Origin of the sequence: uncultured Shewanella sp. (assembly GCF_947491715.1) — a bacterium.
Classification (GTDB): Bacteria; Pseudomonadota; Gammaproteobacteria; order Enterobacterales; family Shewanellaceae; genus Shewanella.
The window spans coordinates 93921-118178 of sequence record NZ_CANLKR010000010.1 but is presented as its reverse complement, the minus strand read 5'-3'; the positions used below and the strand labels follow the sequence as shown (position 1 = coordinate 118178).

Annotated in this window: 22 protein-coding genes; 15 read left to right on the top strand and 7 right to left on the bottom strand. The window is 40.5% G+C overall.

Going from position 1 to position 24258, the window contains the following annotated elements; translation table 11 throughout:
• Positions 1-54: 54 nt before the first annotated feature.
• On the bottom strand, positions 55-825 hold the full coding sequence (locus Q0779_RS09595; RefSeq protein ID WP_298772026.1) for a class II aldolase/adducin family protein: 771 nt from the start codon (positions 823-825) through the stop codon (positions 55-57).
• A 629-nt stretch (positions 826-1454) separates the two neighbouring features.
• Between Q0779_RS09595 and Q0779_RS09590 the strand changes: the two genes are divergently transcribed.
• The 6 genes from Q0779_RS09590 to lnt all read left to right on the top strand — a co-directional run bounded on the left by Q0779_RS09590 (position 1455) and on the right by lnt (position 8092).
• A complete protein-coding gene (locus tag Q0779_RS09590; protein ID WP_298772024.1) occupies positions 1455-2330 on the top strand; it encodes a hypothetical protein in 876 nt (291 codons plus the stop codon).
• A gap of 118 nt (positions 2331-2448) precedes the next feature.
• The gene (miaB, locus tag Q0779_RS09585; protein WP_298772022.1) at positions 2449-3876 is read left to right on the top strand and encodes a tRNA (N6-isopentenyl adenosine(37)-C2)-methylthiotransferase MiaB; all 1428 of its coding nucleotides are present in this window, start codon (positions 2449-2451) and stop codon (positions 3874-3876) included.
• A gap of 140 nt (positions 3877-4016) precedes the next feature.
• A complete protein-coding gene (locus Q0779_RS09580) occupies positions 4017-5060 on the top strand; it encodes a PhoH family protein (RefSeq protein ID WP_298772020.1) in 1044 nt (347 codons plus the stop codon).
• Positions 5050-5514 (top strand): rRNA maturation RNase YbeY, encoded by a 465-nt coding sequence (gene ybeY, locus Q0779_RS09575; RefSeq protein WP_298772018.1) that lies wholly within the window; start codon positions 5050-5052, stop codon positions 5512-5514. The genes Q0779_RS09580 and ybeY overlap by 11 nt, the downstream gene beginning before the upstream one ends.
• A 27-nt stretch (positions 5515-5541) precedes the next feature.
• Positions 5542-6417 (top strand): CNNM family magnesium/cobalt transport protein CorC, encoded by an 876-nt coding sequence (gene corC / locus Q0779_RS09570; protein ID WP_298772016.1) that lies wholly within the window; start codon positions 5542-5544, stop codon positions 6415-6417.
• 37 nt (positions 6418-6454) lie between these two features.
• Entirely contained in the window at positions 6455-8092 is a 1638-nt protein-coding gene (gene lnt / locus Q0779_RS09565; RefSeq protein WP_298772014.1) for an apolipoprotein N-acyltransferase, read from the top strand.
• A 79-nt stretch (positions 8093-8171) separates the two neighbouring features.
• Here the strand turns inward: lnt and Q0779_RS09560 are convergent, their stop codons facing one another.
• On the bottom strand, positions 8172-9440 hold the full coding sequence (locus Q0779_RS09560; protein ID WP_298772012.1) for a BamA/TamA family outer membrane protein: 1269 nt from the start codon (positions 9438-9440) through the stop codon (positions 8172-8174).
• Between the two features lie 113 nt (positions 9441-9553).
• On the bottom strand, positions 9554-10054 hold the full coding sequence (locus Q0779_RS09555) for a zinc ribbon-containing protein (protein ID WP_298772010.1): 501 nt from the start codon (positions 10052-10054) through the stop codon (positions 9554-9556).
• A gap of 122 nt (positions 10055-10176) precedes the next feature.
• Between Q0779_RS09555 and leuS the strand changes: the two genes are divergently transcribed.
• From leuS to Q0779_RS09525, 6 genes are all read left to right on the top strand, one after another.
• Positions 10177-12753, top strand: a complete 2577-nt coding sequence (gene leuS, locus Q0779_RS09550) for a leucine--tRNA ligase (protein WP_298772008.1) — start codon at positions 10177-10179, stop codon at positions 12751-12753.
• 227 nt (positions 12754-12980) lie between these two features.
• Positions 12981-13475 (top strand): LPS assembly lipoprotein LptE, encoded by a 495-nt coding sequence (lptE, locus tag Q0779_RS09545; RefSeq protein WP_298772006.1) that lies wholly within the window; start codon positions 12981-12983, stop codon positions 13473-13475.
• Positions 13476-13567: 92 nt separating this feature from the next.
• A complete protein-coding gene (holA, locus tag Q0779_RS09540) occupies positions 13568-14596 on the top strand; it encodes a DNA polymerase III subunit delta (protein ID WP_298772004.1) in 1029 nt (342 codons plus the stop codon).
• Between the two features lie 52 nt (positions 14597-14648).
• Complete coding sequence (gene nadD / locus Q0779_RS09535; protein WP_298772002.1) at positions 14649-15272, top strand: nicotinate (nicotinamide) nucleotide adenylyltransferase; 624 nt, start codon at positions 14649-14651, stop codon at positions 15270-15272.
• A gap of 570 nt (positions 15273-15842) precedes the next feature.
• Positions 15843-16625 (top strand): hypothetical protein, encoded by a 783-nt coding sequence (locus Q0779_RS09530; RefSeq protein WP_298772000.1) that lies wholly within the window; start codon positions 15843-15845, stop codon positions 16623-16625.
• 236 nt (positions 16626-16861) lie between these two features.
• Positions 16862-17143, top strand: coding sequence for a hypothetical protein (locus tag Q0779_RS09525; protein WP_298771996.1), 282 nt, complete (start codon positions 16862-16864; stop codon positions 17141-17143).
• A gap of 135 nt (positions 17144-17278) precedes the next feature.
• On the opposite strand, the gene gabT is transcribed toward Q0779_RS09525, so the two are convergent.
• The gene (gene gabT, locus Q0779_RS09520; RefSeq protein ID WP_298771994.1) at positions 17279-18547 is read right to left on the bottom strand and encodes a 4-aminobutyrate--2-oxoglutarate transaminase; all 1269 of its coding nucleotides are present in this window, start codon (positions 18545-18547) and stop codon (positions 17279-17281) included.
• Between the two features lie 20 nt (positions 18548-18567).
• A complete protein-coding gene (locus tag Q0779_RS09515) occupies positions 18568-20016 on the bottom strand; it encodes an NAD-dependent succinate-semialdehyde dehydrogenase (RefSeq protein ID WP_298771990.1) in 1449 nt (482 codons plus the stop codon).
• 256 nt (positions 20017-20272) lie between these two features.
• Between Q0779_RS09515 and Q0779_RS09510 the strand changes: the two genes are divergently transcribed.
• The gene (locus tag Q0779_RS09510; RefSeq protein ID WP_298771988.1) at positions 20273-20617 is read left to right on the top strand and encodes a DUF3634 family protein; all 345 of its coding nucleotides are present in this window, start codon (positions 20273-20275) and stop codon (positions 20615-20617) included.
• Between the two features lie 33 nt (positions 20618-20650).
• On the opposite strand, the gene Q0779_RS09505 is transcribed toward Q0779_RS09510, so the two are convergent.
• Both Q0779_RS09505 and Q0779_RS09500 read right to left on the bottom strand, forming a co-directional pair.
• Complete coding sequence (locus tag Q0779_RS09505; RefSeq protein WP_298771986.1) at positions 20651-21604, bottom strand: DUF523 and DUF1722 domain-containing protein; 954 nt, start codon at positions 21602-21604, stop codon at positions 20651-20653.
• Positions 21605-21725: 121 nt separating this feature from the next.
• Positions 21726-22655 carry a DUF368 domain-containing protein gene (locus tag Q0779_RS09500; RefSeq protein WP_298771984.1) on the bottom strand — a complete coding sequence of 310 codons (930 nt, stop codon included), beginning with the start codon at positions 22653-22655 and terminating at the stop codon, positions 21726-21728.
• 332 nt (positions 22656-22987) lie between these two features.
• On the opposite strand from Q0779_RS09500, the gene Q0779_RS09495 reads away from it, so the two are divergent.
• Positions 22988-23464 carry a hotdog fold domain-containing protein gene (locus tag Q0779_RS09495; protein ID WP_298771982.1) on the top strand — a complete coding sequence of 159 codons (477 nt, stop codon included), beginning with the start codon at positions 22988-22990 and terminating at the stop codon, positions 23462-23464.
• A 173-nt stretch (positions 23465-23637) separates the two neighbouring features.
• Entirely contained in the window at positions 23638-23961 is a 324-nt protein-coding gene (locus tag Q0779_RS09490; RefSeq protein ID WP_367180804.1) for a DUF1294 domain-containing protein, read from the top strand.
• Positions 23962-24258: the final 297 nt, after the last annotated feature.

The window sequence follows — 24258 nt, the reverse complement described above, 5'->3', positions numbered from 1 at the left end:
GCTCAATAAAAGTAGCTTCAATAAGCCAAAATCATCAATAGAAAAACAATAATATTAATTTGCAAAATCAGGATATTGACGTAATACTTTTCGCATCATTGCGGGCCATGCTTTTTGGCCACCCGTTAATCCAGAGTGCACAATATTCGCTTGCGCTTTGATACCATCCACAATACTTTGATCAACATAAATAGGCTTCATACCCGTGGACATCACTTGCAATTGTACTTGGCAAGCACGCACCAAATCATACATATGCATGAACGCATCGCCTATGGTTTTGCCCATGGTTAAGGCTCCATGGTTTCTCAGTAACATGAAGTTAGTATCCCCTAAGTCTTTTTGTAATCGTACTTTTTCATCATGATCAACCGCTAAGCCTTCATAGTCATGATAACTCAGTGATGCCAATGCAAACATGGAATACTGACTCAAAGGTAATAAACCTTCTTCTAAACTCGCAATGGCAATGGTTTCATTAGTATGAACATGCAAAGCACATTGATCGGCATGGCGTGCTTCGTGCACCGCACTATGGATCGTAAAGCCTGCTGGGTTAATTGTAAAAGGACATTCGGGCTCGACAATATTGCCATCAATATCAATTTTAACTAAATTTGAAGCGGTAATTTCATCAAAACTCAACCCAAATGCATTAATCAATAGATGTTCTGAATCTGGAATGCGTGCCGATACATGCGTATGAATGAGATCATCCCAGCCCTGCATAACAAACAGTCGATAACAAGCTGCAAGCTCAACACGAGTTTGCCACTCTTGTGCTGACACTTTGCCCTTAAGGTTTATTGTTGGCAATTCAAACATGGTAAAGCCTCTACAAGGATAATTAAATTAGGGTGAATAAATAACGCATATGAAGCCAATAGAGCGAAAATTCAATACAAAGTCAATAGAACAAACCTAAATACAGCCCCCAGAATGACTCGCCAAAAATACACAAAGAGAAGGATAGAAAAAGATCGCAAAAATAAAATATACCAGGCTTTTGATAATACAAGTTTTTATAAAAAACTAAAAAGATAGCCTCTTAAAAACAATGTTCAATTCAGCTTTAACACAAAGCTTTCTAAATCTCAGCAATAAGCGATACACGTTCACCTTAAGCTTCATTCCTTGTCAAAAGCGATTTCCCTCCTGTTAACCCACCATGATTTCATGTCCTACAAACACCGACATACCGACTAATCCTGATTAAACAGATGATATACAGTGAATTGAATATAGTTCACATTTTTACGATCTAATTAGAAGGTTTATGACACATATTAAAACGAAAGGATTAAATTTCATGACTGTTTTACAAACAAATTTTATAAAAAAAACGCAATTAAACATACTTATATATAAAACACATAATAAATGATTGTTTTTACAAGTTGTAGGCGGTAAAAACCATCATATTTACTCAATTTTACTGTAGAGGAGCACAATTTATGCCCATTACGTTGGGAAGCGTTCAAGATATCAAGCAATATACCATCGAGCAGATCAGAGCTGAATCAAGATTAACCTTAAATGATAAAGTCTATGCGATAAAAGTCAGTAATAATGATGATATCCATATTCAACGCGCCAATGATCATTTAACCGACCATATAAAGCGGCCAATCACGGCCGTAAAAGACTTCTTTCTACGTGCACGAAAACCTGAAGAAAATGCCACTCAAACACGCGGAAAACAGCTCACCGAACTGGTCAATACACAATGCCGTAGAAAGGTACTGGATATAATGTTTACACCTAAGGTCAAACATTATCAAGGCGCAAATAGAGACGTCTATATCACGCCTTCTGGTGAAGGGATAAAAATAGTCAAGTCACAAAAACTAGGTGACGACATTAAACAATCTAAAACCTGCCTGAGACTCAATGAAATCTATGAAAGTCCGGATTTTTATAAGGGAAAATATGCTCATTTAGCGACACATAAAATCGAACGTATGATAGGAGTCGATGGTCAGCCCGTAACCGTTAGTACCTTTAAAACCATACCGCAAAGTGAGTTACTCAAATGCCATAAAGAAAAAGGTGGCATTTACCGATACCATGATTTTGAAGCTGTTCCAGAATCCGCCTTAGCCATGTTGCGTAAAGCAGGCTTTAATCCATGGGACGTTAAACCTGATAACTTTGTTAAAATTAAAAATGACCAAGGGAGTTATGATTACCTGCCAATTGATGCAAAACTTATCGGCACCATAGGCCTTGAACGGAGTAACAGCCTGCGTACAAAAGAAGTGTTGCAATTACAAAAACAGTCTGGTCAGCAATACGCCTTTCAGGAAGCTTATGTGGATAAAAGACGATAGTTTTTATCATGAAATCAAGATTTCCTTTCATCCCATGCTGTAAGGCTAGTAATCAGGCTTACAGCAAGGTAAAATACCCCGCTATTTTTTTCAGTATTCTTAAGAGTGATGCAGACTGATGAGTAAAAAACTCCATATTAAAACTTGGGGCTGTCAAATGAATGAGTATGACTCATCAAAGATGGCTGATTTGCTTGATGAATATCAAGGTTATACTTTAACGGAAGAAGCTGAAGAAGCTGATGTATTATTATTAAATACTTGCTCTATCCGTGAAAAAGCCCAAGAAAAGGTGTTTCACCAATTAGGTCGCTGGAAAAAATTAAAAGATAAAAATCCCGATCTCATTATCGGTGTCGGTGGCTGTGTGGCTTCTCAAGAAGGAAAAGCCATTAAAGATCGTGCACAATGTGTCGACCTTATTTTTGGTCCTCAAACCCTTCATCGCTTGCCTGAAATGATCACACAAATTCAAGCAGGCGGCAAAGCCGTCATTGATGTTAGCTTTCCAGAAATTGAAAAGTTTGATCGTTTACCTGAACCCAGAGCCGATGGCCCCAGTGCCTTTGTTTCCATCATGGAAGGTTGCAGTAAATACTGCTCTTTTTGTGTGGTACCTTACACGCGTGGTGAAGAGGTCAGTCGTCCACTGGATGATATTATTCTTGAAATCGCTCAGCTTGCCGCTCAAGGCGTGCGTGAAGTGAATTTACTGGGGCAAAACGTTAACGCTTATCGCGGCGCCACCCATGATGACGATATTTGCTCTTTTGCTGAGCTATTACGTTTCGTCGCTGCCATCGATGGTATTGATAGACTGCGTTTTACCACCAGCCACCCCATTGAATTTACTCAAGATATTATCGATGTTTATGAAGATACGCCAGAACTGGTCAGCTTCTTACATTTACCAGTACAATCCGGTTCCGATCTGATTTTGACCCAAATGAAACGCGGCCATATGGCCATTGAATATAAATCCATTATTCGTCGTTTACACAAGGCCCGTCCCGGTATTCAGATTAGCTCTGATTTCATTATTGGCTTCCCAGGCGAGTCTAAGCAAGATTTTGCCGATACCATGAAGCTCATTGAAGATGTCGGCTTTGATCACAGTTTTAGTTTTATCTACAGTGCACGTCCAGGCACACCCGCATCAGATTTACCCGATGATGTGAGCCTCGAAGAGAAAAAAGAGCGCTTAGCCATCTTACAAGATCGCATCACACAACAGGCCATGCGTTATAGCCGGAATATGTTAGGCACAGTACAGCGTATTTTAGTTGAAGGTCCGTCAATTAAGAATCCAATGGAGCTTCGAGGAAGAACAGAAAACAATCGTGTCGTTAACTTTGAAGGCCAACCTAAGCATATTGGTAGCTTTGTGGATGTCGAAATTGTTGATGTATACACCAACTCATTGCGTGGCAATTTTATTCGCGGCGAAGATGAAATGGACTTACGTCGTGATTTACATCCCAGCGATATTTTAGCAAAACATAAGCAAGATGATGATTTAGGCGTAACACAATTCATTCCGTCATAAATATCCTCTTAAGTGATTAGAAAGGCAGCATCTTAATGCTGCCTTTTATTTTTCACCGCATTTGAGCCTAAAATAAGGTTAGCATTTCTGCCCATAGGCTCGTAAACTAATAGAATGACAATCAGTATTTGGAGTAATTTTTGTCAAATAAGTTAACGACTCTCAACTTGTACCTAGAACCCGCTGAAACACGTCGCCTTGCCTCACTTTGTGGCCCTTTTGATGACAATATCAAGCAATTAGAACGCCGGATCGGAGTTGAAATCAACTACCGTGATAACCATTTTCAAATTGTCGGTTTGCCCAAAAACTGCTTAACGGCCAATAATCTTCTCAAAGACTTGTACATAGAAACTCAAACCGTTAAAGGCAGCACACCGGACCTTGAACCCGATAGAGTCCATATTGCCATTCAAGAAGCCGTAGCGTTAGAGTTCGAGGCACCAAGTGATGATAAATCCCTGTATATCAAAACCAAACGCGGCGTGATCAAACCCAGAAACCCCAATCAAAGTGACTATGTCTCCCACATTAATGGACACGATATTACATTTGGTGTGGGTCCTGCAGGCACAGGTAAGACCTATCTCGCCGTAGCCGCTGCCGTGGATGCATTAGAACGCCAAGAAGTCAGGCGCATTCTATTAACTCGCCCAGCAGTAGAAGCCGGCGAAAAACTGGGGTTTCTGCCAGGGGATCTCAGCCAAAAAGTCGATCCATACCTTCGTCCTCTCTATGATGCTTTATTTGAAATGCTCGGATTTGAAAAAGTCGAACGCTTAATTGAGCGCAATGTCATTGAAGTGGCGCCATTAGCCTACATGCGAGGTCGAACCCTCAATGATGCTTTTATCATTTTAGATGAAAGTCAAAACACCTCAGTGGAACAAATGAAAATGTTTCTCACTCGTATCGGCTTTAATTCAAAAGCGGTAATCACTGGCGATATCACTCAGGTCGATCTGCCGAAACATCAAAAGTCTGGTCTACGCCATGCCATTGAAGTCTTAAGCCAAGTCGAAGAAGTCAGCTTTAACTTTTTCCAAGCAAAAGATGTTGTCAGGCACCCCGTTGTTGCCCGTATTGTCGAAGCGTATGAAGAGCATGAACTCAAACGTCAAAAACCTCAAGATACCAAAGACCACCAACATCAGTTGCAGGAAGTTAAACACAATGAGTCTTAACCTTATCCTCGACAGACAAATTGCGCTTGAAGACACATCAAACCTTCCCAGTCAAACGGAATTAAATTCATGGGTCACCGCTGTACTTGAAGGGCGTATGAATGAAGCCGAACTCACCATACGCATCGTTGACAACGAGGAAAGCCAACAACTCAATCATGATTATAGGGGCAAAGATAAACCGACGAATGTGCTGTCTTTCCCTTTTGAAGCCCCTCCAGAAATAGTCCTGCCGTTATTGGGCGATTTGATTATTTGTGCCCCAGTCGTAACACAGGAAGCCAAAGTACAAGATAAGACTTTGCAAGCACATTGGGCTCACATGGTTGTACATGGTACTCTTCATCTGCTAGGGTATGACCATATTGATGATGCCGACGCTGAAGAAATGGAGTCAATAGAGACTCAAATCATAACTCAGCTAGGCTTTGCAAACCCTTATCAGGAGCTGTAATAGACTCAAATGAGTCAGAGAAATACTATGAGTGATGACATCCCCCCGAGTACAAACGCCCCTAAGAAACGTTGGCTAGATAAAGTCAGTCAATTATTCCAGGGCGAACCACAAAACCGTGAAGAACTTGTCGATGTGATTAACGATGCAGAGCAGCGCGAAGTGATCACTGAAGACACGCGAGAAATGATTGAAGGCGTACTTGAGGTATCAGATCTTCGAGTAAGAGATATCATGATCCCACGCGCACAAATTGTGAGTTTAAACATAGATAATTCTGTCGAGGAATTGCTGTCTACAGTGATCAGCTCCGCTCATTCACGTTTTCCTGTTGTGAATGATGACAAAGATCATATTGAAGGCATATTATTGGCTAAAGACTTACTCAAATACGGTTTTAAAAATAATGAAATCCCGTTTACCTTAACACAAGTGATCCGCCCAGCTGTGGTGGTTCCCGAAAGTAAACGAGTCGATGTATTACTCAAAGAATTCCGCTCCCAACGTTACCATATGGCCATTGTTGTCGATGAATATGGCGGCGTATCAGGGCTCATCACCATTGAAGATATTTTAGAAGAAATTGTCGGCGAGATTGAAGACGAATTTGTACATGAATCCGCCGAAGAAACTGAAATACGCCAAGTGGCCAAACATGTTTACATGATTAAAGCATTAACACCTATTGATGATTTTAATGGTAAGTTTAATACCCACTTTAGTGACGAAGAATTTGATACTGTAGGTGGTTTAGTTTCACATGCTTTTGGGCATTTGCCCGCAAGAGATGAAAAGATTACCATTGATAATATTGAATTTAAAGTGGTCAGTGCAGATACACGAAGGCTTATTCAACTGAGTGTAAAACTCCCTACATCCAATATTGAAGAAAAAGTCACTTAACGCTTCTCTTCTATTTAAGTATCACTATGAGGCTAGCATGCTGAATACATTTCGGGCGTTAGCCCATCATTCTATCGGAAGGCTGATCTTAGCCTATCTTGCAGGTGGCGCCACCGCTCTGGCGTTCGCCCCTTATTTTTTATGGCCTGTTTATTTTATCGCCCTCACTTTTGTCTTGCACCAAAGTCAGCATTTATCCGCAAAATCCGCTTTTACTTACTGGTTAAGCTTTGGTTTTGGCTGCTTCTCCGTCGGGATCAGTTGGGTTCATGTCAGCATGGATCATTTTGGGGGACTCCCCATTATTGCCTCTCTAGCGCTCATGGCGCTACTAGCGCTCTATTTAGGCCTCTACGCAGGATTAACAGGCTATTTACTGCAAAAAATAACTCCTCATACCAGCATCTTACGTAATCTCATTTTGTTTCCAGCGCTATGGACGTTAACAGAGTGGGCAAGAGGCTGGGTACTCACAGGCTTTCCTTGGCTATGGGCAGGTTACAGCCAAACCCAAGGCCCACTAAAAATGCTCGCCAGTGTCATTGGCACACTAGGGCTCAGTTTTATCATTGCACTGCTGAGCGGCGCCTTAGCATTATGCATACAAAAACGTTGGAAAAGCATTGCCATTTTAATACCTGTGATCGCACTTTGTACTTGGCTTTCCATCAATAACTCAGCAATTTCCCCCACCCATAAAACCGTGAATGTGGTCTTAGTACAAGGCAATATTCCACAAAGTATGAAGTGGGAACCTGAAGCACTGTGGCCAACCATGCTTAAATACATGGATCTCACTCGCCCAGAATTCAATCCTATTGGGAATGTGTTTGATGTGAAGGAGCAAACGCCAAACACTAATACCCAGCCAGCGGCAAACGATGAGAATGACAAAAAAGAGACCCATGCCGATCTCATTATTTGGCCTGAAGCGGCGATCCCAGCACCTGAATATCTGGTTGAAGATTTTCTCACTAATGCCAATCGCGTTGCGAACTTGAACAACAGCGCCATCCTCACAGGGATTATTAGCCAACAAGGGGAGGACTTTTATAACTCGCTCATTGTGCTAGGTAATCATAACAACAAAATACAATCTCAGGCCGATTACCAAGGCAATGGTATCAATGAATATAAAAAGCATCATTTATTACCCATTGGCGAATTTGTACCTTTTGGCGCATTGTTAAGACCACTGGCACCGTTTTTCAACTTACCTATGTCTTCGTTTGCGCGGGGAGATTATCGTCAACCCAACCTCAAGGCCCTAGGTTACGATATTTTACCCGCTATTTGCTATGAGATTGCCTTTCCAGAACAAGTCAGAGCCAATTTTAGCAATAATACGGATTTACTGCTGACCATCTCTAACGACGCTTGGTTTGGACGCTCTAACGGCCCATTACAGCATATGGAAATGGCCCAGATGCGGTCGGTTGAATTAGGTCGTCCGCTGTTAAGAGCCACCAATACTGGCGTCACTGCGATCGTGGATGAAAAAGGCGTGATCACAAAAGAACTGCCTCAATTTGAAACTGGTGTATTAACCGCTAAAGTGCCCTTATTCACCGGCATGACCCCTTTTGCTAAATGGGGGGAATGGCCAATATTATTGCTCAGTGGGCTCTTCTTTATGATTGCACTGGTACTTCGAATTAAACAAAAAGAAGCTTAATCGTCATACACCCAAGTGAAATGAAAGTGCGAGTTTCACTTGGGTATTAGTCCTTTTCTCGCTGCCACTCATTACAGTATTAAAAAGGTTGATCCACTATCATCTGAACTTGCCCGCCCTCTTCTGACGTCGCAAAATCCATTCGTACCAGCATACCATTGACAAAGGCACGCATACCAACCCCCGCATTCCAACGCATATGCGAATGCAAGGTTTCTATCTCCCATTTGGGTGCCACACGACCCAATTCGGCAAAAACAGCCCATTGCCAGAAAGGAATTTTTAAACGATTAATCAATGGAATATGAGGAAAAGGATTCCACTGTGGGATCACTCGATATTCAACTTGATAATCAATCGCAGCCTTATCTTCGAAACGGTTCGCATTATAACCGCGAAAACGATCCCAGCCCCCTAAGCTTAATCCAGAGAAAGGAGGTGGCCGTTTAAACACGGTTTGCCCATTAATGACTGTCGTCTCATCCCAAGTGGGAATATCCAATGTCCATACATCAAATGCTAAAACACGCTGCTGAAAAAAATCACTCGCACCTAAACTCACGTATTTTGAAAAAGACGCTTCAATTGCAGACCATTCAACTGAATCACTTAAATTGCCCCAATCATGTTTAAATTCAGCTTGTAAGGTATAACCTCGACTGGGATTTATCGGCCAATCTCGATTATCAATATAAAACCCAAACCCCATTCCTGAAGTCGCAAACTCACCAATACCTTTTAAATCTTCTTTGCGATAAAATGGCCTAAGCTGTAAATAACTCCGCCCCGATACAAAGGGGTTCCACGACTCACCACCGCTGGCAGTCTCAGGTACTAAAAGCGCCCCATCTATTTCATAACGATCAATAATTTGTTTTTTACCATTTCCTATTGGTAACAAGTAATCTAGATTTAATCGATACCATTGATCGTCAGCACTAATGCCAATATAGTCATTTTCACTGGAGTCATTTGTACGATCAGTATAATAATCAACATCTCCCCAATGGCCCGCGAGTACTTTCATTTCTAAAAATAAGCGTCGATAAATCTGCACATCTTCGATTTGAAAATACGCAATTCTAGAATCATTACTCGAATATATAAAATTAGCAAAAGCAGTCGTTTGAGGTTGAAAAATCCCTTGACTGGCTAATACAACACCCGCAGTTGCAGATGTGACTTGACTATAATAAGGGTAAGGAATAAAAAAGTTTTTTTTCCCTAAGGTATTTGCCATACTGCCTTTCGCACCGATAACCTCATCGGCATTGTTAACTTGTATTGTTTCTTCGGCTTGGCAAGTAAAACAGCAAGCCGCCACCAATAGGTAACAATATTGATTCATACAAATTCCTTTTTATCTCTTCCCCCTTACTATCTTTAAACACAGTCCTCACATCAAGGGAGCATTGTTTTATGAGTAAACAACACATTATAAATATACCTTTGGCAGCCCTTTTATGGCGTTAACGCCTCACGGTAAAACTCATCATTATCACACTCTGGGCAATCAGGAATAAGACCTGGAAATTCAATGTACATTTTATGGCCACATGCGGTACACGCCAAGCAGCCTTGAGCAATGATCTCACCACTTTCATAAACACCTTGATGCTGAAAATCTTGTGTCAGCTCAGCCCATTCAAGCTGACTACGATCAGTTATTTCACTTAACCAATGCCAAAAAGTATTTTTGGCGGCAATGACAAAAGGACTATGACTCAAATCCGCATCATTCTTTTCCTGTAAAAAACTCGCAATATCTCTTTTTAAAAATTGTTCGACTAAAGCAAGCTCATCTTCCTTAATTTGTGCTTTCAGCGCCAAATATTCTTTACACTGTGACACTTCTTTAAATAATGTCTTGATAGTCATACTGTTATCATGTTCATGTTCCTTTTTTACATGTTCAAATAATTCAGCATATAGCTTTAATAACGCCTGACTTCGCTCACTCATAATAAATACTCCTCACATGATCCTTTTTAATAATGCACTTCTGGTTTATTCTATGCCCATATTTTACCCGCGCGACAATAGCGCTAGTTCCAATAATAGGCGGCATGGCCGGAAAATGATTGATGCAAGAGCAATATAATCCTTCAGCAGTTGAAGCAAAAGTGCAAGAGCACTGGAAAAATACCAAAACATTTGAAGTGACTGAAGACGAGAACAAAGAAAAGTTTTATTGTCTTTCAATGTTCCCTTACCCTTCTGGTCGCCTGCATATGGGCCATGTACGTAACTACACAATAGGCGATGTTGTTGCTCGTTACCAAAAACTACAAGGCAAAAATGTCCTTCAGCCTATTGGCTGGGATTCATTTGGCCTTCCAGCTGAAAATGCAGCGATAAAGAACAGTTCAGCGCCTGCACCTTGGACTTATGAAAATATCGACTACATGAAAAATCAGCTTAAAATGCTAGGTTTTGGCTATGACTGGAGCCGAGAAATAGCCACTTGTACACCAGAATATTATCGCTGGGAACAATGGTTTTTCACCAAATTATACGATAAAGGCTTAGTCTATAAAAAAACGGCTTCCGTGAACTGGTGCCCAAATGATGAAACGGTTCTAGCCAATGAACAAGTCATTGATGGCTGTTGCTGGCGTTGTGATACGGAAGTTGAGCAAAAAGAAATTCCTCAGTGGTTCATCAAAATTACCGAATATGCGGATGAGTTATTAAGCGATATCGATAAGCTTGAAGGCTGGCCTGAGCAAGTTAAAGCCATGCAGCGCAATTGGATTGGCCGCAGTGAAGGCATTGAAATGACCTTTCAAGTGGAAGGGCAAAATAGCAGCTTCGACATTTATACCACGCGTCCCGATACCGTAATGGGTGTGACTTATGTGGCAATTGCTGCCGCTCACCCATTAGCATTACAAGCAGCCAAAGGTAATGCCGAGCTCACCGCATTTATTGAAGAATGTAAAAATGCGGGTACCACAGAAGCCGAAATGGCCGTTATGGAGAAAAAAGGCGTTGCAACAGGCCTTAACGCTATTCATCCATTAACGGGCGAAGCCGTCCCGATTTGGGTGGGTAATTTTGTATTAATGAATTACGGTACGGGTGCAGTAATGTCTGTCCCCGCTCACGATCAACGTGACTATGAATTTGCCCATAAATATGGCATCGATATCAAAGGTGTCATAAAGCCCAACGAAGGCGAGCTTGATCTCAGTGAAGCCGCCTTTACTGAAAAAGGCATTTTATTTGACTCAGGTGAATTTAATGGACTGGATTTTCAAGCGGCATTTGATGCCATCGACGCCAAACTAACCGCAGAAGGTAAAGGAAAACGCCAAGTTAACTTCCGTTTACGTGACTGGGGAGTTTCTCGCCAACGTTACTGGGGAGCGCCTATCCCTATGGTCACGCTAGCCGATGGCAGTGTTGTTCCTACACCAGAAGATCAGCTACCCGTTGTTTTACCTGAAGATGTTGTCATGGACGGCATACAAAGCCCCATTAAAGCTGATAAGGAATGGGCAAAAACGCAAGTTAATGGTCAAGATGCACTACGTGAAACAGATACCTTTGATACCTTCATGGAATCCTCTTGGTATTATGCGCGCTATTGTAGTCCCCATGCTGATGCCATGCTCGATCCTGCAAAAGCCAACTACTGGCTACCGGTTGATCAATATATCGGCGGAATTGAACATGCTTGTATGCATTTACTTTACTTCCGTTTCTTCCATAAATTATTGAGAGACATTGGCCTTGTGGACTCAAATGAGCCCGCTAAGCGCTTACTGACTCAAGGGATGGTGTTAGCGGATGCGTTTTACTACACCAACGAAAAAGGGGCGCGTATATGGGTAGCCCCAACGGATGTCACCACCGAAACCGATGATAAAGGCCGTATTATCAAAGCCACTGACAGTGAAGGCCATGAGCTGGTTTACACTGGCATGAGCAAGATGTCCAAATCAAAAAATAACGGCATCGATCCTCAAGCTATGGTTGAAAAGTATGGCGCTGATACTGTGCGCCTCTTTATGATGTTTGCATCACCGCCAGAGTTAACACTTGAATGGCAAGAATCTGGTGTAGAAGGCGCACATCGTTTTATTAAGCGTTTCTGGAAACTTGCCCACGATCATATTAGTCAAGGTCCAAGCGTTACACTTGATGTGGCTAGCCTTAATGCCTCACAAAAAGCACTGCGCCGTGAACTGCACAAGACTATCCGTAAAGTTGGCGATGATCTAGGCCGTCGTCAAATGTTTAATACCGCGATTGCTGCAGTCATGGAGCTAATGAACCACCTGCAAAAAGCACCGCAAGACACAGAACAAGATAGAGCCTTGATGACCGAAGCCCTATCAGCACTGGTTCGCCTACTTTACCCGATCATTCCTCATGTTACATTTAACTTATGGAATGAATTAGGGCATACTGACGATATTGAAAATGTCCTTTGGCCTGAAGTTGACGAAGCTGCACTAGTAGAAGACAGTAAACTCATTATTGTTCAGGTTAACGGTAAACTACGCGCTAAAATCACTGTTGCAGCTGATGCAGATAAAGAAACTGTTGAAGGTTTAGCCATGAAGGAAGAAGGCGTGATCAAGCATACAGACGGAAAAACAGTACGCAAGGTGATTTTTGTTCCTGGAAAATTACTTAATATAGTTGCCAATTAATATAAAGTAGAAAGTCATTTAAGCTCATGCTTTAATTGATTTAAATAAACAAGCCAAGCCCATTGCAACATCAAATTCAATCGGCTTGGCAATTTGACTCTAGTAATAACCCATACAGCTATTGTTAATTTAGCTTTTAGCATCCATTATTGTTTCACAACAAATAGGACTTAACGCTATTATTGATACTATCAAGCATAGCTAACGAAGGAATAATCATCACTCCTATGCTCATTAAACGCATCATTACAACCATTTTTTCATTAATTATCCTACTAAGTGCAGGTTGTGGCTTTCGCTTGCAAGGTAACTATCAATTACCCACGCAGTTAGAAACCCTGAGCCTAACCAGTCCAGATCAATACAGCGAATTAACTCGGTTAATGAAAGAGAGACTACGCCTCAATCAAGTTAATCTTGTTCCACCTGCAAAAGATGTGGCCACATTACGTATTATTAAAGATTCACTTGAGCGTATGGTGTTATCAGTCTACCCAACGGGTAGCGTTGCTGAATACGATCTCACCTATACCGTATTTTACGCAGTACAACTTCCCGATGAAGAATCTCAGCCTTTCACCGTTGAAATTCATCGTGAATACTTAGATAATCCCAGTGCAGCACTCGCCAAAAGCCGAGAACGAAGCCTGTTGCTAAAAGAAATGAGAGTACAAGCCGCTGATCAAATCATACAACAGCTCTCTAGCATTGAAAGCAATTGATTTAAGCTGTAAAAATGGCGTATACCCGCAACTGAATAAGCCGACAATCAAGCCAGAGACCACTATGCTCTGAGCAGTATGAGACCCTACCAATGAGAGTTTACCCGGATCAAATTAATAAACATCTCTCACCATTAAAACAATGTTATATGGTGTTTGGTGATGATCCTTGGTTGTGTGAAATCACACGCAGTCAGATATTACAAAAAGCCAAAAGGCAAGGTTTTGATGAAACCATTCAATTAACTCAAGACAATCAATTTAATTGGGAAGAGCTACATGAGCAATGGCATACATTAAGTCTATTTTCTAGCCGCAGGATCATTGAACTGACTCTTCCACAAGTCAAACCTGGTGCACAAGGTAGTGCCATGCTGCAATCTGTGCTTAAGGCACCCAACCCAGATATTTTATTGTTACTCATAGGTCCTAAGCTGGCCATAGAGCAAACAAAGAGTAAATGGTTCAAATTCCTCGATGAAAATGGCATATTTATCCCTTGTCTAACACCTGAAGGACCACAATTTCAACGTTGGCTAACCGAACGTATTAACCATTTTCATCTGCAAATGGATAGTGATGCACAAAAAATGTTAACCAGCCTTTATGAAGGTAATTTATTAGCAGCAGATCAAGCATTACAACTACTCACTCTTCTCAGCCCAAATCAAGCCATTGACAGCCAACAGCTTGAACAATATTTTGTCAATCAGTCCCGTTTTAGTGTTTTTCAACTCATCGATGCCCTTTTATATAATAAACAAACAAAAGCACAGCACATACTCGTTCAGCTCAAGGCTGAAGGCATTGCCTTGCCAGTTGTGTTATGGCACCTATTTCAAGAGCTCAGCAAATTATCACAATTAAAAGCCGCCCAAGAGGATAAAAAGTCATTACAAGCCCTATGGGGACAGCTGCGTATTTGGGATAAGAAAAAATCGGCTTATCAAGCAAGCTTATCTCGACTGTCAGTCCCTCAAATCGATCATTTATTGGTAAAAACATCGGCATTAGAAATAAAACTAAAACAGCAAGGCCATGAAGATTGGGTTGCGTTAAGTCACCTGTGTTTATTATTTGATCCCCAAGCTCACTCCCATTTAGCCCATATAAAAATATAGTGTTTATATTGTTAACCTTAATATTATGGATAATCTTTTTTAGGAAAAATTTATGCACATAGGCATACTAGGCGGCACCTTTGATCCCCTTCATTTTGGACATATTCGCCCAGCACAAACGGTACTTAATGCATTAACACTTGATGAGATTTGGTTTATGCCAAATCATATTCCTCCCCATAAAGAAAAAACAGTCGTCACGACGCAAGATAGACTTAATATGGTCTATCAAACATGCCTCACCTTAAATCAATTCAAACTCTGCGATTTAGAAGCCAAACGTGAATCCCCTTCTTACACTGTCACTAGCCTCAGTCAGTTAATCAGGGCTTATCCTGAACATACATTTTATTTTATAATGGGGATGGACTCTTTTTTATCCTTGCCTCAATGGCACCAATGGAAGCGACTGTTCACTTTATGTCACCTCGTGGTTTGCCAGCGCCCTAATAGTAATTTAACTGAAAATGATCAAATATTTATTGAATATAAAAAGCGCTTATCTACAACAATCAAACCCCAACAAAAAAATGGACTCATTTACCATGTTGATATAGAGACTCAGCCTTACTCTTCAAGTGAAATTCGTCAACAAATTAAACAAAACATCATAGATGATTCAGCTATGCCAACACCTGTTTGCCATTACATCAAAACACATCACTTATATCAATAATATGATTAACAGTATTATAAAACCTAATAATTAACATAAATTAACTATATAAAACATCCATATCATAAACTGGCTTAGACTATAAATAAAAATTAAATCAAATCACGAAATAGCTAATGTTTGACAGAATTAAAGATAACTCAAACATGAAAATCACACTCATGAACAATAAATATGCTTCATCATTATGTTATATTGATATAAATGAAACCATCATGATCGATGTTTAATGCAATATGCATTGAATCAGAGTATATAAAGCATTACTCTTTCTGTACTTTAGATGGTGCTTTCATCAAAACGCCATTTTAAATATTCAATCTCAATGCTATTCCAAGAAGTATTTATATTTTGTCTATGTTTGACTGTATATACCTGATATTAATTTTATATTGAGATCATCAACCAGTGATTTCATCCTGTTGATACTACTCACAAATTACACGAAATAGTCAAGTATTCAGTACAAACATAGAAGACAATAGTCTTGAGAGCACATCGACATATCAAAAGATCAACTCTAATAGAGATGAGGTAACCCCCTTTCTCTATTCATTGCAGGGGAATGAGATGAGCGAAAACGGTCAAACAATAGCAGATACCACAGAAGACACTCAAAACACCGAAGATGAAACCACCACAGAAGACACTCAAAACACCGAAGATGAAACCACCACAGAAGATGGAAGTGGGGAAGAAGAAAGCAGCGAAAGTGAAGAAGAAAGCAGTTGGCAAGAACATAAAGATAAAACAGAGAAATCACTACTCGGATTAAAAATTGAGGTTGAAAATAGCAACACCACCGTTTTTGGTGATGAAACACTTCATATTTTTGGCAACGAAGCCAAAACCGTTCTAGGCGCTGAGGAATGGTATACTTTTGGCCTTGATATGCGTTTAAGAACGGGTGGCGCACTGGAAATTGATGTGGCTGAAGCAACCCTCAGTATCGGTGTTAAAAGTGGTGAGTTTGTCATTGAAGATGGTAAAGTGGTGTCAGAAGAAACAAAATTTGCCGCTGAAGTGACTGAAGTTATGGAGTCTAAAATCCATGCTATCGATGAAAATATTGAATTTAACAATGCTCTTATTCGCAATAATGTCAGTGAACTGGGCCTTATAGATAGCCAGGTCAGCACAATAAACGATCGCATCGATGTCACTGATACCTATTTAAATACAACGGCAACAAAATTAGAAGCTGTTGAAACAAAATTAGAAACGATTGATACTGGGTTGGAAGATATAGCCAACCGCGTTTGTACCGCTGGCGTTGTATTAAATGAATATAGTTCTGAACTCAATAATGGTGGTGTGTCACTTCAAGACGTAGGGCTTATCATGATGGGCTAGAAAATACTGCACACCTATACGTTCACATCCTCTTAGGCAATCACTTATCATCCTATGAATATTGATAAAGCCTAAATGGATGTGGGCAATTTAATCATCACCTCATATGACACAAGATCTTTCCATTCTAAATCCAACAATAAAACAATAAACAACTAAGGGAAGTATTCCATTTTAAGCTAAGATTAAATTCCCCCAGAATAAAATCATAAAACTAAACTGGTAAATAGATTTTAATGGATTGGAAGTGGATAAAAGATATGGTTCAGGGAAAAGAGACCGGTTATTTCCAGCGCACTACCGCAATAATGATTATCACAGTACTCAGTAAATATATAACGGTTTATGCCTTTAATGTTGGGCTCGCTCGCCTACTTTCTCTTGAAGATTATGGTGATTATAAAGTTGCAGAAACCTTTGTTAGCCTTGCCAGCATTCCTATAGTAATGGGAGTTGCAGGAGCCGCTGTCAAATTTTTACCCATCGCTTTTAAAGAGTCCAATCTCGAACTTATTTAGACATACACCCGTTTTTTCCTCATTACCGTCTTGACGCTTTCGTTTCTCTTAGCGATAGCAACAACAGCCAGTTCATTTTCACCTTTATTATACTGAGTATCATGGTTAAACGGCATTTAGGGGGTTATCCTTGGTCTAAGGCAAAATAGCCTCAAAACTCATCCTTAATATCGCCATTCCTTGGATAATTTGCTCATCACTCGCAGTCAAAGGAACGAGTAATCGTATCACATTACCAAAGGTTCCACAGGAGAGCAAAATTAAGCCTCGCTCCCTCGCTTCAATCAAGATTTGACGACAATAATCAGCCTTAGGAACTCCATCCTCCATTAACTCAAAAGCCACCATTGCCCCTAAACCACGAATATCTGCAATTTGCGGATTAATCGTTTGCATTTGCACTAAAGACTGCTTCATCATAGCGCCAATCTCATAAGAGCGAGACAGTAACTTTTCTTGCTTAAATACCTCCATCACCGCAAGCGCTGCAGCGCAGGCTATGGGATTACCGCCATATGTGCCACCCAAACCACCAGGTTGAATGCAATCCATAACTTTGGCCCTTCCCGTGATCCCAGATAAAGGAAAGCCACCCGCAATGGATTTAGCAAAAGTACAAATATCGGCGCATACTCCCATTTGCTCCATCGCAAAAAAAGTCCCTGTACGGCCAGCCCCCGTTTGCACCTCATCCGCAATAAGCACTATCCCTTCTCGATCACATAACGCTCTCAAACGTTGCATAAATGCGGGACTTGCAACATAAAAGCCCCCTTCTCCTTGTACTGGCTCAATAATAATAGCCGCAATGTCACTTGCCGCCGCATCATTTTTAAAGATCCGTTCAATGGAAGCTATAGCATCATCTTCTGACACACCATGTAAAGCACAAGGAAATTCAGCTCGATAAACAAAACTAGGCATCAAACCCATACCTTCACTATAAGGATTGACTTTACCCGTTAAGGCTAATGCTGCTAACGTACGTCCATGATAAGCAGAAGTAAATGCAATCACTCCCGCACGCTGAGTATAAGCACGCGCCACTTTAACTGCATTTTCAACCGCTTCAGAACCACTATTAAATAGGGCTGTTTTTTTATCAAACTGACCTGGCGCTAATTCATTCACTTGTTCACATACTTGAATATAAGACTCGTAACCAATTACCATAAAACAGGTATGTGAAAACCTGTCTAATTGTGCCATCACCGCCTGCTTAACTGTAGGATGCATATGCCCAGTATTGAGTACCGCAATCCCCCCTGAAAAATCGATAAACTCTCTCCCTTCCACATCCCATATTGTCGAGTTTTCCGCCCGTTCGACGTAAAAAGGGTGAATTTGAGCGACTCCATTAGCAACCGCCTTTTTTCGACGAGAGTTCAATTCATCATTGGTCATATTACAATCCTTAGTGGTTGCTAAACAGACATGCAAATATATTTTATTTCAAGATATTCATCTATCCCATGCTTTGAGCCCTCTCTACCCAGTCCTGATGACTTTATCCCACCAAATGGAGCAACTTCAGTTGAAATAAGCCCTGTATTTACGCCCACCATGCCATATTCCAAAGCTTCTGCAACCCGCCAAACAAGGGAAATATCACGCCCATAAAAATACGCCGCTAATCCAAATTCTGTATCATTGGCTTGATGGATCACATCATCGATATCACTAAATTTAAACAAAGGAGCAATGGGCCCAAATGTTTCCTCTGTTGCAAACAACATACGACCATCAACATGAGTCAAAACACAAGGGGATACAAAGTTTCCACCTAAATCAATTGCATCATGTGTTTGTACATGTTTAGCCCCTTTAGCCAGAGCATCGTTAATATGGTGCTTAACTTTCTCAACGGCCGCTCTGTTAATCAAAGGGCCAATTGTCACACCCTCCTCGGTCCCAGCTCCCACTTTTAATTTAGTCACAGCAGCAGCAAATTTTTCAACAAAAAGATCATAGACTCCCTCTTGAACATAGAATCGATTAGCACACACACAGGTTTGTCCAGCATTACGATATTTTGCAATCATTGCCCCTTCAACAGCCGCATCAATATCCGCATCATCAAACACAATAAAAGGTGCATTCCCTCCCAATTCAAGAGACATTTTCTTAAGCGTTGGCGCACATTGCTGCATTAACTTCACCCCCACGGGCGTCGACCCCGTAAAAGACAGTTTTCTTACATTTGAACTCATACAAAGTCGCTGACCAATCTTAATTGAATCACCTGTTACCACATTAAAGACGCCTGCAGGTATACCCGCTCTATGAGCAAGCTCCGCGAGCGCTAACGCCGTTAACGGTGTATCCGGCGCAGGTTTCACCACCATAGTGCAGCCCGCTGCTAAAGCAGGAGCAGCTTTTCTCGTGATCATAGCCGCAGGAAAGTTCCAAGGCGTAATGGCAGCTGTCACACCAACGGCTTGCTTAATCACAATCAAACGTTTATCAACTTGATGACCCGGTATCGTTTCTCCGTAAACTCGCTTAGCCTCCTCAGCAAACCATTCAATAAAAGAAGCCGCATAATCCACCTCTCCTCTTGCCTCTGCGAGCGGCTTTCCCTGCTCAGTTGTCATCAATAATGCTAAATCTTCTTTATGCTCGATTAATAGTGAAAACCAAACTTTTAATTTTATGCTCCGCTCTTGGGCGGTCAACACCCGCCAAGAAATTAGCGCATCAGTTGCAGCATCTATTGCTCTTTGTGTTTCCACTTCTTCCATAATGGGCACATGCGCGATAACCTCATTATTTAATGGATTCACTACGGATTGACGGTTTTTATTATCTGCATCCTGCCAAAAACCATTGATATAGCATTGCTCACGCAACAATTTTGGATCACGTAATTGCACAAGTTTCTCCTTAAGTGAATAATCAATATAGCTTAGCTCAAACCCACCTAAAACGTATTAATTGAATGTCCATAACGAGAAATAGAGAGAGGGTTAAGAACAAAAAAGCCCGATATTTTTTGTAGACACTTTATCTGATTAAGATACTCTGTATATACTCAAATCATTTAAAAATGTCGCTCGATTATATTCAATAAATAACGCCAAACAGACGCTAATACAGTAAACAACATGATAAAGTCAAAAGGAAACGACAATGACCCTTACCATACTAAAAATTGCTTTTGTTTTACTTGGAGTCTCCCTTATTTACTTACTGATCTTTAGTGGTAAGAAAGGGTTAGTTTTATTCGAAATGCACTTTAAAGAAGGTCGCCTAACATCCCACAAAGGTAAAATACCAGAAAAATTCGAGAAAGAATGTCGCAGCATGGCAAAATCAGAAAAACTCACTTGCACCATTCGATGTGAGCGGTTAAACAGTGTTAGGCTACACATTTCAGCCAATGTCAGTAGTGCTACCAGCCAAAAAATAAGAAATTTATTTCCTTTTGAGTATTACGACAAAAAACAAGTCGATCATAGTAAAAAGTCGAGTTAACTAAAGATTGTTGATAAAGTGCTCTGCAGCCCATTAAAACGCATAACGAAGCTTTAAACTCTCCGGATGAGGGTTTAGGTACACTTGATTTTCAATATAATCACTAGGGTGCTCTCTTAAATAGTGATTAATCAGAGTAATCGGCACAAGGATAGGCTGCAGACCTTGGTGATATTTCAAGATCATTTCACTCAACTCTTTCTTTTGCTCTTTCGTTAAATGCTTTTTAAAATAACCTTGTATATGTTGTAACACACTCGTATGGTTTTTACGTGTCGCCTTAATTTTCAAGATATCCATAAACCTTGCTAAGTAAGTCTGGGAAAATAAATCAATATCTTTGGGTATATCCGATAATAAAGGACCCAATAAACGATAATGCTTAGGACTATGTGCCATCAATAGGTATTTATACCGAGAATGGAATGCAATGAGCTTATGTTTAGTTAATCCAGATAAATGCATACAGCACCAATCATGGTAGGCATAGATACGAGTAAAAAAATTCTCACGGATCCTCAAATCGTGTAACCGCCCTTCTTCTTCCACGGGTAAGTATGGATATTTATCCATTAAAGCACGAGCAAAAACCCCCACACCCACTTTACTGCCATTATTACTGCCCAATTGATATTCAATCACGCGCTCCATTCCACAAGTGGGCGACTTAGCACATAAAATATAGCCTCCTAAAAAACCCAGTTGCTCCACTTTATTCTCGCTAAACTCAATCAGCTTATCGGTGACATCCAGACTCGCATCTTGACTTCGAACATAAAGATTTTCATTGTCTCTGATTAATCTAATCGACTTTCTCGGCGCCCCCATGCCTATGGCCATTTCGGGACAAACAGGCACAAAATCAAAGTGCGGCTTAAGCTCTTTTTTACAATATTGAGAAGCCTTATGACCGCCATCAAAACGCACTTTCTCACCTAATAAACAAGCGCTAATACCAATTTGAATTTTTTCTGGATTGAAGACCATACTCACTACTCCTACTCAGTCAATTCCCCCTCAAAGCATAGCGTTAATATCCGCTTATTTCCCTGCCAAACAAAAAAGACCCGAATAAACGGGCCTTTAAAAGCTCAACACTAAACTGAATTTACTCAACTACTGTTGCGTGTTTTGCAGCAAATCGCTCTAAGCCCCAAACTAATAAAATACCCGCTAACATGGCCACGAATGCCCATAACATCAGTGCATTTTGGCCCGTTAATTGTTCAAACTGCATAGGTGATAAGTTACGCTCGACCAAAGCAACCATGTCACCTTTAGAATTCTCGCGCCAAGTTAACGTTTCTTTCCAAGGCCAAATTTTACCTAATGTACCTAACATGAGTCCCGTTAAGAACACCAAGGTTGCATCATGATATTTACGTAGTAATAAAGAGAGTAAATGACTAAAACTCAATAAGCCGACCACAGCGCCTGATATAAAAGTGAGCATCACAGAAATATCAAAGTTTTTAACGGCGCCTAACACACCACTGTATAGACCTAATAATACAAGAATAAAACTACCTGAAATACCGGGTAGCAACATAGCCGTAATCGCAATACAGCCCCCTAAAAAAATATTAAAGCGAGTCAATTCCAACGCCACAGGGTTAATCATAGTGATCCCCCATGCAACAGCAACACCAAGAACAAATAATACAAAACGTGCCACGGAAAAACCTTGCACTTGTTTTAGCATATGCACGACAGAGATTAAAATCAGCCCAAAAAAGAAAGACCATACAGGAATGGGGTGAGTCACTAATAAATAAGAAATCACCTTGGCTAATGTTAATATGCTGGTTAATATTCCCGCAAACAAACACAATAAAAAGGGCCCATTGATATGAAGAAAAGCGGCTTTAATTCCCTTATGTCTAATCACACTGAAAAGTGAAAAGTTAATACTACGAATACTATTAAGCAAGGTATCTAGGATACCTGTGATAAACGCAATCGTCCCCCCCGAGACACCCGGCACAACATCTGCAGCCCCCATGGCAAGGCCTTTTAAATAAGTAATGAGGTATTTCACTTTTTATCCTTACAATAAACTGATTGTTGGCTAGTATACGTGGGAGAGGCTACATAAAGGAAATGAAACTTACTCCTTTTTCGCTTCCTATATATCCTCAATCATGGGCTTTGAAATCGGGCATTTGAGCGGTTCTGAAACTTGCACCTTCATTTCACTGGGGTATGATCATATCAACGCTAGATAAAAAAATAGGCTCAGCCACATTAAACTAGCCACTGACTAAAGAAAAATGCTAGTCTAACAAAAAAGACATCCGACCAGACGTACTATCTCCCTATAATCACACTAGTACCTCTAGTCTCTATAAAAATAACAAAAGGAATTCGAGCATGCAGATTGCGAAACCGACTAAAGTAATGTCAATTTACAATAAGATGAGTCGTTTTTCTTTTGGTAATAAACTCTTTTCAATGTTTATCAGCCGAATGGCCCCTTATTTTGCAACCATTAACCCCCTCATTACCGATTTACGGCCACATCGCTGTGTCTGTTTAGTCAAAAAAAGGCGCGCCGTTCATAATCACATCAAAACAGTCCATGTTATTGCCATTTGTAATGGATTAGAGATGGCCATGGGAACAATGGCTGAAGCATCGATTCCAGCTCATCTACGTTGGCTTCCTAAAGGGATGAGCTTAGACTATACCGCAAAAGCAAACAGCGATATTCGTTGTGTCGCAGAAGTCCAACCTGAACAATGGGTACCTGGTGATTTATTGGTTAATGTCACCGCATATGATAAAAATGACATTGTCGTTGTAAAAGGGACCATCAAGCTGTGGATCACAGAAAAGCCGACTAAGTAACCTGCTCTCAGAGTGAAGTCTCACCCACTTCAATACTGAAAAGCCTTATCTCTTCTCTATAAGGCTTATTACTCTACTTTTGAACACACAATAATCCTTATCAATCAAGATAGCTACCCGTATTGATATTTCAATGTTAATCTAAAAACTCATTCATTTAACACACAATCTTTATGATTTTCGCTATTTTTTTTCTTTGCTTGCTCATCGCAATCCACTTACTTGGCTTTATTTCACTCAAAATAGTGCTTTTATACGCCATCATGAGCTTAGTGACCTTTTGTGCCTTTGCCATTGATAAATCTGCAGCACGCAAATCGAAATGGCGTACAAAAGAGCGCACATTGCATTTATTATCTTTATTGTGCGGCTGGCCAGGAGCACTCATTGCCCAAAAATTACTACGCCATAAAACACAAAAGCAGCCCTTTAAAAAAGGGTTATTTTTTGTCATTATTATCAATTTATTATGCATGTACGCCCTTTTATACCCGTGATACTTGAAGATGCCTGTTTTCAGAGCCTGTAAAAGTGCCTAATTCAAGGCGTATTATTGCAAGAATGCTTATTGCCTTTTAAGGTGATACAACGCAGAAGTAGGTGATTTTACAGACTCCCAAAGGGCTGGTTTAAAAGCCTTTTATACTGCGTTATTGAACATCAGCTTAGAATGACTAAGCACGCTGTTCAAAGCCTTGCCTAAAAGGCTTTTAATTCCAGCTGAATCCTGCATCTTCAGGTATCACGGGTATATTCACTCCCAATTTACTGCAGGCTTTATAAAATGGAACGGT